The organism is Acinetobacter sp. 809848 (genome assembly GCF_000581275.1).
GTDB classification, from domain to species: Bacteria; Pseudomonadota; Gammaproteobacteria; order Pseudomonadales; family Moraxellaceae; genus Acinetobacter; species Acinetobacter pittii.
The window spans coordinates 15,827-31,844 of record NZ_JEXG01000044.1 but is presented as its reverse complement, the minus strand read 5'-3'; the positions used below and the strand labels follow the sequence as shown (position 1 = coordinate 31,844).

Annotated in this window: 12 protein-coding genes; 7 read left to right on the top strand and 5 right to left on the bottom strand. The window is 40.2% G+C overall.

Annotation, left to right across the window (positions count from 1 at the left end):
• Together J536_RS21505 and J536_RS21500 are read left to right on the top strand one after the other, a co-directional pair.
• Positions 1-1,735, top strand: a 1,735-nt coding sequence (locus J536_RS21505; protein WP_212750234.1) for a DUF637 domain-containing protein, incomplete at its 5' end; no start/stop codon positions are given.
• Positions 1,732-2,097, top strand: a complete 366-nt coding sequence (locus tag J536_RS21500) for a hypothetical protein (RefSeq protein WP_032063918.1) — start codon at positions 1,732-1,734, stop codon at positions 2,095-2,097. The genes J536_RS21505 and J536_RS21500, both read left to right, overlap by 4 nt.
• Positions 2,098-2,147: 50 nt before the next feature.
• Here J536_RS21500 and J536_RS21495 read toward each other — a convergent pair whose 3' ends face one another.
• Positions 2,148-3,608 carry a coniferyl aldehyde dehydrogenase gene (locus J536_RS21495; protein ID WP_032063916.1) on the bottom strand — a complete coding sequence of 487 codons (1,461 nt, stop codon included), beginning with the start codon at positions 3,606-3,608 and terminating at the stop codon, positions 2,148-2,150.
• Positions 3,609-3,737: 129 nt separating this feature from the next.
• On the opposite strand from J536_RS21495, the gene J536_RS21490 reads away from it, so the two are divergent.
• Positions 3,738-4,808 carry an AraC family transcriptional regulator gene (locus J536_RS21490; protein ID WP_032056782.1) on the top strand — a complete coding sequence of 357 codons (1,071 nt, stop codon included), beginning with the start codon at positions 3,738-3,740 and terminating at the stop codon, positions 4,806-4,808.
• 15 nt (positions 4,809-4,823) lie between these two features.
• Here the strand turns inward: J536_RS21490 and J536_RS21485 are convergent, their stop codons facing one another.
• The 3 genes from J536_RS21485 to J536_RS21475 form a co-directional block, all read right to left on the bottom strand.
• Complete coding sequence (locus J536_RS21485; RefSeq protein ID WP_032056781.1) at positions 4,824-5,720, bottom strand: DMT family transporter; 897 nt, start codon at positions 5,718-5,720, stop codon at positions 4,824-4,826.
• 125 nt (positions 5,721-5,845) lie between these two features.
• Positions 5,846-7,393, bottom strand: coding sequence for a galactarate dehydratase (garD, locus tag J536_RS21480; RefSeq protein WP_032063915.1), 1,548 nt, complete (start codon positions 7,391-7,393; stop codon positions 5,846-5,848).
• A gap of 70 nt (positions 7,394-7,463) precedes the next feature.
• Positions 7,464-8,822, bottom strand: a complete 1,359-nt coding sequence (locus tag J536_RS21475) for an MFS transporter (RefSeq protein WP_002120540.1) — start codon at positions 8,820-8,822, stop codon at positions 7,464-7,466.
• A 285-nt stretch (positions 8,823-9,107) separates the two neighbouring features.
• Between J536_RS21475 and gudD the strand changes: the two genes are divergently transcribed.
• The 4 genes from gudD to J536_RS21455 all read left to right on the top strand — a co-directional run bounded on the left by gudD (position 9,108) and on the right by J536_RS21455 (position 14,193).
• Positions 9,108-10,442: a glucarate dehydratase gene (gudD, locus tag J536_RS21470; protein WP_009387747.1), complete on the top strand. Its 1,335-nt coding sequence runs from the start codon at positions 9,108-9,110 to the stop codon at positions 10,440-10,442.
• A 266-nt stretch (positions 10,443-10,708) separates the two neighbouring features.
• Positions 10,709-11,620 carry a 5-dehydro-4-deoxyglucarate dehydratase gene (kdgD, locus tag J536_RS21465; protein ID WP_009387806.1) on the top strand — a complete coding sequence of 304 codons (912 nt, stop codon included), beginning with the start codon at positions 10,709-10,711 and terminating at the stop codon, positions 11,618-11,620.
• Positions 11,621-11,650: 30 nt separating this feature from the next.
• Positions 11,651-13,237: an aldehyde dehydrogenase (NADP(+)) gene (locus J536_RS21460; protein WP_032063913.1), complete on the top strand. Its 1,587-nt coding sequence runs from the start codon at positions 11,651-11,653 to the stop codon at positions 13,235-13,237.
• A gap of 242 nt (positions 13,238-13,479) precedes the next feature.
• Positions 13,480-14,193: a FadR/GntR family transcriptional regulator gene (locus J536_RS21455; protein ID WP_005042034.1), complete on the top strand. Its 714-nt coding sequence runs from the start codon at positions 13,480-13,482 to the stop codon at positions 14,191-14,193.
• 65 nt (positions 14,194-14,258) lie between these two features.
• Here J536_RS21455 and J536_RS21450 read toward each other — a convergent pair whose 3' ends face one another.
• Positions 14,259-16,010, bottom strand: a complete 1,752-nt coding sequence (locus tag J536_RS21450; protein WP_032063912.1) for a tannase/feruloyl esterase family alpha/beta hydrolase — start codon at positions 16,008-16,010, stop codon at positions 14,259-14,261.
• Positions 16,011-16,018: the final 8 nt, after the last annotated feature.

Genomic DNA, 16,018 nt, shown 5'->3' with positions numbered 1-16,018 from the left:
TTTACCTACCTTTAAAGCTGCAGGTGGTTTGAGTGTACAAGTTCCAATAAGTGAAAAAGACGTTAATAAGGTGGAGCTACGTGATGCGATTCTTGATTTATCTAAAAAACCAGGAAATGAATATTTAAAAGAATTAGTGAATCGAAAAGATGTAGATTGGCAAAAAGTTTTACTAACTCAAAAAGACTGGGACTATAAACAGCAAGGTCTTACAGCTGCTGGCGCTGCAATTATTGTGATTATTATAACGATTGTAACCATGGGTACAGGAACTGCTGCAGCGGCAGGAGCGGCTGGAGGAACAGCAGCAAGTGGGACTACAGTTGGTTTGGGCGCAAGTATGATTGGTTCAGCAGGCGTTACAACAGCAACAGTGGGAGGTGTAACCACAATTACAGGTGTTTCAACACTTGGTGCTATGGCAAATGCTGCTATTACAAGTTTAGCAACTCAAGCAGGTGTTAGCTTAATTAATAATGGCGGAGATATCGGTAAGACGCTTAAAGATTTAGGAAGTAAAGATTCAATTAAGAATTTAGCCGCATCTGTAGTTACTGCTGGTTTAATGAGCCAAGTTAGTAGTGCTCTAAATTTAAAACCAGATAGTACAGTTTTATCAGATAGATTAGTAAGTAATTTTACTACATCTGTTGGATCAACTTTAGTACAAACAGCGATTAAAGGTGGTAACTTGGAGGAAAACCTTAAAGTTGCTTTACTTTCAGGACTTGCAGGTGCTGTACAAGGTGAGTTGGCAAGTCAAATTGGTGATAACTTAGATAAGATGGACCCAAGTGTATGGGAATACACAATTCATAAAATAGCTCATGCAGCGGTGGGATGTGCAGCAGCAGCAGCTACAAAAGCAAGCTGTGAAGCCGGTGCTATTGGAGCTGCTGTTGGGGAAATTGTTGCAAGTCTAATGCCTGATCCAGCTAATGGAATCGAATATAATGATGAAGAAAAATTCAAAATTAAGAGTACTGGAAAGGTTGTTGCTGGCGTAGTCTCTGCTTATGCAGGCTATGATGTAAATACAGCAGCTAATTCTGCAGATATAGCAATACAAAATAATTCATTAGTAAGATTAGCTTCTACTGCTGGTAAGATTTTAGTTAAATCATTAGATGAGTTAAATGCTTTTAGAAAAGCAGGGAAAAACTTTACTGTTAATGATCTGAAGGCTTCTATTAAAAAGCAAGGTGCAGATGAGCTGCTTGGTATGGCAGATGATTTATATAGTATTTTTGCAAGAAATACCTCTGATTTTGATAGAGTTATGGCAGCTATTGATTTAGTTGTTGGAACTGATTTAAAGAAAAGTAATGGTGCAGTTAGCCAAAAAATTACTGAACTAAAGAAAGATTTAGATTTTATTAAAACTCAAAAGGATATTAATACAAATAAGGCTGCAAATGTAAATTCAGCTCTAAAATTACGAACTGAGCTTGCGTTCAAGCAAAGTGGTATTTTACAAAATGATGGACGATTGACTCAACAAGCAATTAAGAACTCGCAGGAAATAAAGTTGAAAGATCCTCTTAGAAATCCAAGTGTAGTTCAGGTTCTTACGAAAGATGGTTCTCAGCTGAGTGATTGGGCAAAATTTACAACAGAATCTGTAAAAATGCCAAACGGTCAAAGCATGCAAATTCACTATTATAAGAATATTAAGACGGGTAAAATTGATTATCAAACTAAAGACTACAAAGTAAAAGGAATAGTAAACCCATGATACTTAAGTGTAATGATAGTGATTTGTACGATTTTACTATTGGGAAAAGATACATCTGTTTTGGGGTGCAATTTAATGAATATCGAAATGAAACAAAAGTATCTGTTCGCCGTGATTCTGATGGTACTCCTGTTATTGTAGAAATTTCTAAATTTGAAATAATTAATCCTAGTATACCTGAAGGTTGGGAAATTTCATTTTATAAACAGGAAGATACTATAACTACTACTATTGAACCTAAAGAATTTAGTGGAGCATTTTGGGATGACTATCATGATGGAAATTCTAAAATGGAAAAATTATTTGAAGATACTTATTTAAAGATCTGTAAATTCCATAATTTTTCTATTACGTCTGATTAATTAATTAAAAACCAATAAAAAAGCCTCATAACGAGGCTTTTTTATAATCTTTATTTAATATTCGGATCGCCTTTTTTCAAGAAAAAGCGAATCGCTAACTTTTGTAAAAATGTTCCATAAGGAGGGTGGAAAAGCTGAGTCGGGAAAAACCGATGGCGAATAAATACAGTTTTTGCATGTGAAAGTTCGCGGAAACCTTCCTCCCCATGATATGACCCCATACCTGAGTTGCCGATACCACCGAAAGGAGCATCATGGTTAACTACATGCCAACCCCAATCATTGATGGTCACACCGCCCGAATGAGTTTCACGTAAAATACGATCACGCTCTACCGAGCTATGTGTAAAGAAATAGAGCGCTAAAGGTCGTTCGTCCGATTTCACATAGGTAATCGCATCATCTAAAGAATCATAAGCCACCACAGGTAAAATAGGGCCAAAGAGTTCTTCTTTCATAATGCGCATGTCTGGTGTGCAATTCAGCATGATCTGTACAGGCATTCTACGGCCTTGTTGGTCGAAGCTATACGTGTCGCAAGGAATAATACGGGCACCTTTTTCTTGTGCATCGGTTAAGATATCTTGAATACGTTTTAAATGGCGGTCGTTCACAATGGATGTGTAATTCTCATTGTTTGTGATGTTTTGACCAAACATTTTTATAAAGCTTGATTTTGCAGCATCTACAAACTCATCAATACTTTCTTTTGGAACCAACGCATAGTCAGGTGCTACGCAGATTTGACCACTGTTTGTTGCTTTACCATGCGTAATACGTTTTGCCGCATCGGCAAGCGGGTAGTTGCGGCTTACAATTGCAGGAGATTTACCACCTAACTCAAGTGTAACAGGTGTTAAGTTTTCAGCTGCTGCTCGCATGACGACTTTGCCAATTGCAGGAGAACCCGTAAAGACAATATGATTAAATGGCAAAGAGGTAAATCTTGCTGGGTCTGTAATTTCTTCACCAAACACGGCCACTTCATCTTCATTAAAGACTTCGGCAAGCATGCGTCTTAGCATGGCATTAGTATTCGGTGTAATTTCAGGGAGTTTAATCATGACTCGATTGCCCGCAGCCAAAGCGGCAATGAGGGGGCCAAGTGCTAAATAAACGGGGAAGTTCCAAGGCACAATCACACCAACCACACCTTTAGGTTGGTATTGCACACTTAAACGGTTTGATAAAAATAAAAGCTCGGTACGGCGTTTGCTTGGGCGCATCCAGCGGCGTAAATGATGAATCGCATGATCGGCTTCCAACACAGAGCCAAGCAAATCTAGTAGTTTAGATTCATCAAGTGATCTAGAACTAAAATCGGAATTAATCGCAGCAGCTAAAGCATCTTGATAACGGATAATTTGTTTTTTAAGTTGATGCAGTTTTGTGCGACGTGCTTCAAGACTTGGATAGGGATCTACCTCAAAATTGGCACGTTGTTTGGAAAAAATAAGTTCCATATGTTCAGTGGCAGAGCCGCTATATTTTTTTAAGGTGGAGCTTTCCATTATTGTTCCTTCCATACTTTTGCTTATCATACTTTATGCTTGAAGCGTCGTATGGTCGATGTTAAATTGAGACAGCAAGAGGTAGTTTAGTGCCATTATGCACGTCACTCTAGGGATGGTGTGAATTAAATGCCTAATAATGTTTATAAAAATGCGAATAGTGTTATCGAAGGAAATTATGATAATACATCTCTGGGTTCGAATACATATTTGCTAGGTTTGACCAGTTTATTTGATGAAATGGGTTTGCAAGGCCATTCAATATTAGATGTTCTATCTGGCACAAATATTTCGCCAGATGCGATGAATCAATCCTCTTTATATATTTCTCAAGTTCAAAAAATTCAGCTATTTCAAAATATTCAAAAGCTATCACATGATCCACTCATTGGTCTGCGCGCAGGGCAAAAGCAGCGGTTGTCTGATTTTGGGGTATATGGCTATGCGTTATATTCCTCACGTAATTTTAGACAAGCGGTAGAGCTTGGTATCCGACACATTAAGCTTGCAGGGCCTATTTTAAAGAAGTCATTTTATATTCGAGATGACGTTGCCATTTTTGAAGGGCAGGACATTATTGCACTTGGTAAGCTTCTGCCTTTGGTATGCGAGTTTTGGTTTAGCTCAATGCAAACTTTAATTGAACGGGTACTTGAAGGACCATTTCAAGCGAAGAAGCTTTTATTACCATACCCAGCGCCTGACTATGCAGAAGAATATGAAAAAGTGTTTCATTGTCCCGTTCAGTTTAATGCTGGGGTGATGCAATGGCACTTTGAATTAAAGTGGCTCGATGTACTTTGCCCAAATGCCAACCCGATTACTGCGGACATGTGTAAGTCCTTTTGTGAGCGGATGCTAGGTGCTGCTGAACTTGAAGAGCCTGAGTTGGTGAAAACAATCCGTTTAATATTATTGGATGGAACAGGGCTTTTTCCATCAGCTCAAGAAATGGCTGAACGGTTACATATGTCAAAGCGTACCTTACATCGGCGTTTGGCAAGTTTTGATTTAACTTATCAGGAGTTATTAGATGAGACTCGGCGCCGTCTTGCGGATGAATATTTGCGAGAAACAACTTTAACCGTAGATGAAATTGCTGAGAGAATTGGCTTTTCAGATACTTCTAATTTTAGAAAAGCCTATCGTCACTGGACAGGCATTTCACCAAATGAGTATCGAATACAGTACATAAATTAGATTAAGGTTTGTTTGTTATTTAAATCGAGAAAGTAACTTTTTCTGCAAAACTGGATTACAGAGCAAAATCGCAAATAAAATAATAAATATGCCGATAATGCTGAATAGATCAGGTAATTCATGCCAAAAAACAAATCCCCAAATTCCTGCAAAAATAATGGCAATGTAGTTCATTGGGCCAATTTGGCCAGCTGGGGCTAGGCTATAAGCATAAGACATAAAAAGTTGGCTTATATTTGCTAAAAGTCCTGCGGCAATGAGTAATGCTAGTTCATGCCAAGTGAAAATACGCCAATGCCAAAACATTGGAATAGAGGAAATTAAACTACCGAAAACACAGAAGTAAAAAACGATACGCTCAGGCGGCTCTGTATTGGTTAAAGCTCTTACGGTGACAAAGGCCATTGCTGATAAAAAGCATGCACCCAAGCCAATAAAAGATAATGCGTTAAATAGACCTTGATCGGGTTTAGCGACAAATAAAACTCCAATGAGCCCAATCACAGCGGCAAAAATCATCGATTTGGTAATTTTTTCTTTTAAGAAAAGCCATGCAATCAGTGGAATAAAGATAGGAGATGAATAACTAAAAACCATGGCATTTGAGAGTTTTAAGTTCGCAATGGCATAGAAAAAACCATACATGGCGGCTAGCCCGACAATACTTCGCCAAGTATGCATCCAGAGTTTATCGGTTTTAATAAAGTCTAAACCTTGTTTAAAGAGCATCGGAATGAAAATAAATAAACCTACTGCATTTCTAAAAAACACGACGGTCGCATTGTCTACCGTTTCTGAAGCAAAACGAATGCATACTCCCATAATGGAAAATAATAATGCCGATGTCATAAGACAAAGCAGCGCTTTTCCAAGTTGAGTTGAGGGGAGATTTGAAGCAGTCTGATTTTGCATAGAGAAATAGAGTTCTTAATTTTCGATGTTATTTTAGCAGCGATGTTAAGTTTTAGTGAAATGTGTCGTAATTAAGATGGGAAATGTGAAAAGATGAGGTGATATGCCTCATCTTTTAAACCTTATTAGGTCACGGGTGCAGGGTTAAATACAGCGAGTGAGTTATGAATACCCCAACGGTCCGACCACGTTTGTTTTTCGCCACTAGCCACTTGTAAAATCAGTTCAAAAAGTTCCCAGCCCACTTCTTCAATAGTTTTCTTTCCAATCGCAATATCGCCAGCACTGATATCAATCAGGTCATACCAACGGTTTGCAATATTGTTTCGGCTTGCCATTTTAATGACAGGTACGGCTGCCAGCCCGTAGGGTGTACCACGACCTGTGGTAAAGACTTGAACAGTAATACCAGATGCCATTTGCTGCGTACCACAGATAAAGTCACTCGAAGGGGTGGCCGCAAAAATTAACCCCTTTTTTGTCGGTCTTTGGCCCGGTGCGAGAACTTCTACAATCGGTGAGCGGCCTGATTTTGCAATTGATCCCATCGCTTTTTCTACAATGTTATTCAGTCCACCTTTTTTATTACCCGGTGTGGTATTGGCACTTCGGTCTACTTGGCCTGCTGCTAAATAGTCATCGTACCATTTCATTTCCCGAATTAGATCTTTGGCAACTTGTTCATTTGCTGCACGTGGAGTAAGTAGGTGAATACCATCGCGGACTTCCGTAACTTCAGAGAACATGACTGTACCGCCACATTGCACAATCAAGTCAGCTGCGAAACCAACGGCAGGGTTAGAGGTAACTCCCGAAAATGCATCACTCCCACCACATTGCATGCCTACAACTAAATTAGAAACTGGAACTTCTTCTCGAGTACGTTGATTAAGCTTTTCAAGGTGTTGTTCTGCCACGGTTAAAATATGGTTGACCATACTTTCAAAACCGTTATGGCGTTCATCTTGCAACTGAATAATATCTTCGTTTGCTAGGGGGATATATTTGTTTTCTTTAGGAATGTTTAGAAGTCGTTCGGGTTGCATTTTTTCGCAGCCTAGACTCACCACCATAATTTCTCCACCAAAATTAGGGTTGAGTGCAAGATTATGAATTGTACGAATAGGAACAATTGCAGCGGGGGCATCGATTGCCACACCACAACCATATAAATGGTTTAATCCGACTACACCATCTACATTTGGATATTTAGGAAGTAAATCGCGCTCAATCATTTTAACGACATAATCGACAATACCTTCTACACAGTTAACACTAGTCGTAATACCTAAAATATTTTTTGTGCCGACGCTGCCATCTTTATTTTTATAACCTTTAAATGTATATCCGCTCAAGACTGGAAGCTTTGGATCAGGACGAGTTGCTAACTCAAGATCATCTAGCTCAGGTGCCTCAGGCATTTGGGTAACGGCTTCATTTACCCATGAACCTGCGGATAAATCTTTATTTGCATAACCAATAATTTCCCCATAACGAACAATTGCTTCACCTTGCTTTAATGACTTTAATAAAACTTTATGTCCCTGTGGCACATGATCAACCAAGATGAGTTGGTATTCTTCAATATGTGTAGAAGGTGGTAAACCGCCGTCATTCACTACAATGGCTACATTATCAAGAGGACTAATTTTTATGAGGAGAGGCTTCAGCATGATCATTCCTTGTATACATTTGAAGAGAGGTCATAACGCTTAAGTTAGTTAAGCGTTATGACTTAAAGTTTTAAGAGGTAGGTTTTAACTCGAAGCGCTGGATTTTGCCCACAATAGCGGTATAGCAAATTACTGCTGCAATCGCATGCACACCGACATAAGTCAATGCAAGGTTGAAAGAACCAGTACTTGCTAAGATATAGCCGATCACAATTGGGGTCACGATTCCTGCCGTATTACCAAACGCATTCATCATTCCGCCTGATAAGCCCACCATTTCTTTTGGTGCAACATCAGACATGACTGCCCAACCTAAAGAGCCGATTCCTTTCCCAAAGAAAGATAAAGACATAAAGAATACGATTGCTGCTTGAGAGTCGACGTAATTACACATAATGATTGAGGTTGAAACCAAGAATCCGACTACGATAGGTAGCTTTCTTGAAAAGCTTAAGCTGTAATTCATTCGAATTAACTTATCTGAAATCAAGCCACCTAAAATTCCACCTACAAAGCCGCAGAGTGCAGGTGCAACTGCTGCAAAACCGGCTTCTAAAATGCTGAGATGTCTTTCTTTGACAAGGTAAACAGGGAACCAAGTCAAGAAAAAATAGGTCAGTGTATTTACACAATATTGCCCAATAAAGATACCGAGCATCATACGTGAAGCAAGCAATTGTTTAACTTTACTCCAAGTAATTTTCTCTTTTTTACTATTTTGGCTATTTTCACCCATGTCGAGTAAAGCACCTTCTGAAGCAATATATTTTACTTCTTCAGGATTTACTGTCGGATGATTGGTCGGGCTATAAATAACCTTAAGCCATATAAAGGAAAGAATGATTCCAAGGCCACCCATGACCCAGAAAATAGACTGCCAGTGGACGGTTGCAACAAGCCAACCCATTAGGGGAGCAAAAAGTACGGTTGAGAAATAAGAGGATGAGTTAAAAATGGCAGCGGCAGTTCCACGTTCTTTGGTTGGAAACCATGCGGCAGCAATTTTACTGTTACCCGGAAAAGCAGGTGACTCAGACAAACCAACTAAAAATCTGAGTACAAAGAGTGAAGTAATGATGGTCGCAGTATCACCTAAAATGTCGGTAAAACCGATTAAAACCGTGAATAAAGACCATAAAAACAGACTCCAGAAATATACACGGCGAGCACCAAACTTATCGAGTAGCCAACCACCTGGAATTTGACCAATTACATAGGCCCATGCAAAGGCCGAGAAAATATAACCCATGGTGACTGAGTCGATTCCCAGCTCATGAGACATTGGCGTTGCAGCCATTGAAAGGGTTGCACGATCACCGTAATTAAAAGCCGTGACCAAAAAAATCATCGCAAGAATGTAGTAGCGAGTTTTTGTATGTTTGGCTCTTTGCTGAGTCACTACAGCAATATTTGTTTGCAGATTATCCATATACAAACTCTTTTTAATAATCGACCTATTTGCATATCCGTGAAATAGGTGACGTCATGTCAAATTCATCGATAGAATAGATGATAAAACGGAATTTTGTATCTACTCTATAGTCCTAGTTCTAAAACCGCGTCTTTAGATGTATGACATCATATGATTAAAAATATTATTTTGGCAAGTAGGGTCAAAAAATAATTTTTATGCGGGTTTATATTGACAAGTTGTCTGATGTCTTATAAGTTTTGGTAATGAAAAAATAGTATCAGAATGCCAAGGAGTATTTTAATGGCGACCTCTACACCTATCGTTAAATCAATTCGAGCAATTCCTGTTGCTGGACATGACAGCATGCTGCTCAATTTGAGTGGTGCTCATGGACCTTATTTCACTCGTAATATACTTATTATCGAAGATAATTCTGGAAATATTGGTGTAGGTGAAATTCCGGGTGGAGAAAAAATTTTAGCGACGTTAAATGATGCTAAAGCCTTGGTAGAAGGGCAACCGATTGGCGAATATAAAAATCTACTTAAAAAAATTCAGCAAACTTTTGCTGATCGTGATAGTGGTGGCCGAGGCAATCAAACCTTTGATTTACGCACCACAATTCATGTTGTAACGGCTTATGAGTCAGCATTACTTGATTTGCTTGGCAAGCATTTAAATGTGAATGTCGCAAGCTTACTAGGTGAAGGCCAGCAACGTAGTGAAGTTGAAGTTTTAGGATATTTATTCTTTATCGGTGACCGAAAACAGACTTCATTAGACTATGCGACTACACCTCAGCATAACCATGACTGGTATAAAGTCCGTCATGAAAAAGCGTTAACACCCGAGGCAGTACAGCGTTTAGCAGAAGCATCTTATGACCGTTATGGTTTTAAAGACTTTAAATTAAAAGGTGGTGTATTACAGGGCGAGCAAGAAGCCGAAGCTGTTACAGCTATCGCGCGCCGTTTTCCAGAAGCGCGTGTAACGCTTGATCCAAACGGAGCATGGTTTTTAGATGAAGCAATTGCTTTGGGTAAACATTTAAAAGGTGTGCTGGCCTATGCGGAAGACCCGTGTGGTGCAGAACAAGGTTATTCAAGCCGTGAAATTATGGCCGAGTTTAAACGTGCAACAGGTTTACCCACTGCGACCAATATGATTGCTACGGACTGGCGTGAAATGTCGCATAGTATCCAATTGCAAGCTGTTGATATTCCTTTGGCTGATCCACATTTTTGGACATTGGAAGGTTCGGTTCGAGTTTCACAGCTCTGCAATATGTATAACTTAACGTGGGGTTCGCATTCTAATAATCACTTTGATATTTCACTTGCCATGTTTACCCATGTTGCTGCCGCTGCGGTAGGTAAGGTAACGGCAATTGATACGCACTGGATTTGGCAAGAAGGTACAGATCAGCTCACTAAAGCACCGCTTGAAATTAAAGACGGTAAAATTCAGGTGCCAACCGCACCGGGACTTGGTGTCGAGTTGGACTGGGACCGAATTAACCAAGCTCATGAGCTCTATAAATTAAAAGGTTTAGGAGCTCGTAATGATGCCGATGCGATGCAATTTTTAATACCAAACTGGTCATTTAATAATAAAAAGCCGTGTTTGGTTCGTTAATGTTTTACCGATGTTTTTGAACAATTCGCTTTTTGAATTGTCTTAATGCTTTGCTGTCCATATGGACAGCTTTTTTTATATCTAACGATTAGCCGTGAAATTAAGAATTTTTAACTATATTTTATAAAATAATGGGTTAGGTCTTTTTGGGTAATGAATTTTAATCTTTTTAAAAAATTTAATTTTTCAGAGGAAAAATATATTGATTAAAATAAAATTTATGATGTAAGATGTCTGACAACATAAACATGTATGGATATTTTCTAATGGATGCTCTTGAGTTAAAAAACATTGTTTCTGATGGCCTTCTTTCTTTTCCGGTTACTGACTTTGACCAAAATGGGGACTTTAATAAATCTTCTTATGCAAAACGTCTTGAATGGTTAGCACCTTATGGTGCAAGTGCATTATTTGCTGCGGGTGGTACAGGCGAGTTTTTCTCGTTAACTGGAAGTGAATACTCTGACGTGATTAAAACTGCTGTCGATACTTGTAAAGGTAGTGTACCGATTATTGCTGGGGCAGGTGGTCCGACACGTCAGGCGATTGAACAGGCAAAAGAAGCAGAGCGCTTAGGTGCACACGGTATTTTGTTAATGCCACATTACCTAACTGAAGCAAGCCAAGAAGGTTTGATCGAACACGTTAAGCAAGTATGTAACTCAGTAGACTTTGGCGTAATTTTTTATAATCGTAGCGTATCAAGATTAAATCTCGATTCAATCCAAAAGTTAGCCGAGATGTGCCCGAACTTAATCGGTTTTAAAGACAGCTCTGGTCAAATCGATATGATGACAGCAGTGACTCAGACTATGGGTGATCGTTTGTCGTATTTAGGTGGCCTGCCAACAGCAGAAGTTTTTGCAGCGCCATATAAAGCCTTAGGTTGTCCAGTTTATTCATCAGCTGTATTTAACTTTATTCCAAAGACTGCAATGGAGTTTTATAACGCGCTTCGCAGTGATGACTTTGAAACAACCAATCGTTTGATTAAAGATTTCTTCTTGCCATTGATAAAAATTCGCGACCGTAAATCAGGTTATGCAGTAAGCATGATTAAAGCAGGTGCCAAAATTGTTGGGCATGATGCAGGTCCAGTGCGTCCACCATTAAGTGATTTAACTCAAGCAGACTATGAAGATTTGGCTGCGCTTATTGCGACACTTGGTCCGCAATAATTCTAACTGTTTAGGTATTGGAGCTTTAAAATGAGTAAAAATAACGGTCGGCAGTTTATTAATGGTCAACGTGTTGCTGCAAATGCGCCAGCCCTAGAAAGTATAGCTGCAAAAGACTATCAGCCAACAGGTTATGTATTTAGTCAGGCGACCCTTGAAGAAGTAGATCAGGCTGCTCAAGCTGCACATAACGCTTTTTTAGTTTATAGCCAAACTTCTCAAGAGCAACGAGCCTCTTTTCTTGAAGAAATTGCTCACCAAATTGAAGCATTAGGTGCGAACCTGCAAGAAGTCGCTTCACTTGAAACAGGCTTACCACTTGCTCGTCTTCAAGGAGAGACAGGCCGTGTTACTGGTCAGCTTCGACTGTTTGCTGAACTTTTACGCCGTGGCGATTTTTATGGTGCTCGTATTGATGTGGCATTACCAGAGCGTAAGCCTTTGCCGCGTGTCGATTTGCGTCAATATAAAGTTGGAGTAGGACCGGTTGCTGTGTTTGGCGCGAGTAATTTCCCACTTGCATTTTCAACAGCAGGCGGTGATACCGTAGCTGCTTTAGCAGCAGGGTGTCCGGTTGTCTTTAAAGCACACTCTGGTCATATGGCAACTGCTGAGCTTGTTGCAGAAGCCATTGAAAAAGCAATCGAAGTTTGCGGTATGCCTAAAGGCACATTCAATATGATTTTTGGTGGCCGTATTGGTGCAAACTTGGTAGAACATCCACTGATTCAGGCAGCTGGTTTTACGGGTTCTCTTGAAGGCGGAATGGCACTTTATAACCTTGCGCAGAGCCGTCCTCAGCCAATTCCATTCTTTGCTGAAATGTCGAGTGTGAACCCTGTAGTGGTTTTATCTCAAGCGCTGAGTTCTCGTGGTGAACAAATTGCTCAGGATACGGTTGCCTCATTTAATATGGGATGTGGCCAGTTCTGTACAAAACCGGGGTTAATTTTAGGCGTACAAGGTCCTGAATTTGACAGTTTCGTAGCAGCTTTAGCTGAAAGTACGCAAAAAGCTGTGCCTCAGGTCATGCTGAATGAAGGTACTTTAAAAAGCTACCGTCAAGGTATTGATGCTCTAAACAGTGAAGCTGGTTTTGAAGTAGTTGCGACAGGTCAAGAGGCCGAGCTAGTTTCTCAAGCAAAAGCACATCTGTTTAAAGCGGACCAATCTGTTTTATTGTCAGGCAACCCAAAACTACAACATGAAGTTTTCGGGCCAATGTCGATTGTGATTGGCGTAGAGGATGAAGCGACTTTGTTAAAAGGGATCGAGGCTTTAGGTGGACAGCTCACGGCAACCATTATTGGTGATGAAAATGAGTTGTCCGAAGCAGGCGAACTTCTTCATTTGCTAACTGGTAAAGTTGGCCGTGTATTGTTTAACGGTTTCCCGACAGGAGTTGAAGTGTCTGACGCCATGGTGCATGGTGGCCCTTTCCCTGCAACCAGTGATGCACGCGGAACTTCGGTGGGTACGGGAGCGATTGAGCGTTTCTTGCGTCCGGTATGTTTCCAAAATACCCCACAATTTTTATTACCCGATGCATTAAAAGATAGTAATCCACTACAGATTACTCGTCTGGTCAATGGGCAATTAACTCAGGCTCAAATTTAAAAGTTGTGCAGCTCAATCAACGCTATTGAGCTGCATATTTTTTAACTTATTTAACGCATTATTAAATATCAACAGAAGCATAAGTTGCTTACTTTTTAAATATGTGTGAGGGTTTGATAACAGAGATAAAATATTTTGATTTTAATAACTTAGAGGTATAAAAACCGAATATGACTATCGGCTAAGTTTATAGTAAAATGAATTTTATAATTTTTTTCAACATTTCATGAGTTCTTCAGATTATGTCTAGCGCAATTAAACCTAGATCAACAAAAAAACTAAGCCAGATTATTGTAGAACAACTGATCGAAAAAATTCAGTCTGGAGACTTCCAAGTCGGAGAGAAAATTCCGACCGAACTTGAATTAATTGAAACTTTTGAAGTAAGCCGTTCTGTTATTCGTGAAGCAATCACTGAGTTGCGTTCTTTAGGGTTTGTCGAGACTCGTCACGGGATTGGTACCTTTGTAAAAGAGCAGACGGTTGAACAGAATTTTTTGCTGTCTAATGCCAGTTTAGAAACCATTAACGATATTGTTTCTTTACTTGAGCTTCGGATTAGCCTTGAGTCTGAAGCTGTTTTTTTAGCCTCAGAGCGCCGTAAGCAAATCCATATCGATAAAATGAAAGCTGCGCTTGAAGACTTTGAGCGTCATATTTCATCAGATGCAAATGATGGCACAGTAAAAGCTGATTATGATTTCCATATTGCCATTGCTGAAGCTTCTGAAAACCAATATTTCGTTGATTTTCTAAAGTATCTGGGTGAAAAAATTATACCGCGTGCACGCTTAAAATCTATTGAGCAAAGTCCTGAAAACCGCGAAGAATATTTAAAAGCGGTTCATCATGATCATGTCAATATTTATAACGCAATTGTCGATCAGGATGGTTTGTTGGCTCGACAAATGATGCGAGCTCATCTGTCTAAAAGTATTAAAAAGTTTAAGCAGTAAAACTTGAGCTAATATTAAGATAAAAAAGAGAGCTTATTTAAGCTCTCTTTTAATTTTATAGGGTGTTATTTACAGCTAAAGTTTTCAGCTTTTTCGCTATTGCCTTGACCATTGTAACGGGCAATCAGTGGGTAAGGGCAAAGTGGACGGGTACGGTCTGGTGCCCAGTCTTGTGGAAGTTCAGTATTCACTTGACCACTTGGGTTACCTACGCCGCGTGCGGTCGCAATGATTTTGTCAGGTGCTTGTCCATATTCCACCCAGTTGACTAAAGCAGTCAGCGCATCAAATTGGTCGGTCGCAATACCATCACGGGTATGGTTCATACCCGGAACTCTAAAGAAACGCGCAAATTCAGGCGCTGTACCTTTCGCATCATTTTTATAGTGTTGTAGCAGTTGATCGTACCAATTTTGGGTGTCATCTACAGAGAAAACGCCATCTGCTGTGCCTTGTACCACAATCATTTTTCCACCGTGATTACGGAGTTTATCTAGATTAAGTTCATCAGGTGGCATCATGAAAGACATCGAACTTTCAGTATAAACATCATTGGTTGCCGAGAGTTTTGGATAGTCGGTATCGAAGTTAAAATTAAAGGCAAATTGTCTAGAATTTTGAGTCACAGTTGGGTCTGGTGGAACCTGAAAAAGAATTCCAACTGCAACGGGGTCACGTGCTGTTCCCACAGAAGATTCAAATTTCCAGCTTGCCCAGTTACTACCGACTAAACCGGGGTCGAAAGGTTGGGTTGCATAGAGGGCTTGTCCAGCAGAGTTTACAGGACCACGGTAAATGTTGGCTAATACATCAATTTGTTCGGTGCTTAAACAAGTCCCATCTCTTGTGCTTGAGCAAACGGGTACATGCTTATGAATATCAAAAGCTGTACGGCAAGCTTCGACATCTTGAACCAGCCCATCTGCAACACCGTCTAAGGCATCGCATCGATCTAAAATAGCTTTTGCTAATACTTTGCGCTCTGGAAGAGTTAGAGCAGTACTTAGGTCATTTTCATCTGTTGCGACACGACGAAGCTGTTGTGCTGTGTAGAGTTGAGCCACGGCTGCACGAGGTAAGTGAAAACCCGGTGTGCTTGCCAAAATTCCATCATATTGATCGCCCAAACGGGTTGCGGCAATCATGGCATGACGTCCGCCGTTCGATGTGCCGCCTGCATAGGAGCGGTCTGGCAATTTACCATATGCGGCTTTAATTAGGTTTTTTGCCATAGGCGTGAGTTTGGTAATCGCACCGTAGCCGTAGTTAATTCTGGCTTGAGGGTCTAAACCGAACATTGGATTTTGTGAGGCATTATGTCCAGCATCGGAAGAAATGACCGCAAAACCATCATGCAGGGCATTGGTCAGCGGGCCACCACTGCCGACCTGACCTGTTGCAGGGACTAAATTACCATCGGTTCCGCCATTGCCTTGATAGAGGAAACGACCATTCCAGTCTATTGGTAAGCGCATTTCAAAACCAATTTGATAAGTTTGTCCATCGATCGGGCTTACACGTTGGTCCATATAACCTTTGATCAAACAATGAGCGCCAATCGGTTTGTTGGCGACAGTCAAGGTGCCTGCTTCTTGAAGGGTAGCTGAGCTAATGACTGTATTGTTGTATTGAAATCCGAGTAAGTCCGTACAGCTTCCTGTCATTTTTACGCCCACAGCAGGAGACAACTGCGGTGGTTTGGTTGTTGAGGGAATCGTTGTGTCATCATTATCACTTCCACAGCCTGCCAAAGAACCAAGCATGGCAAGCACTAAAGCGGAGTGGGTTAAAATTCGTTTATTTTTGGTGTAATTCATTTATTCAT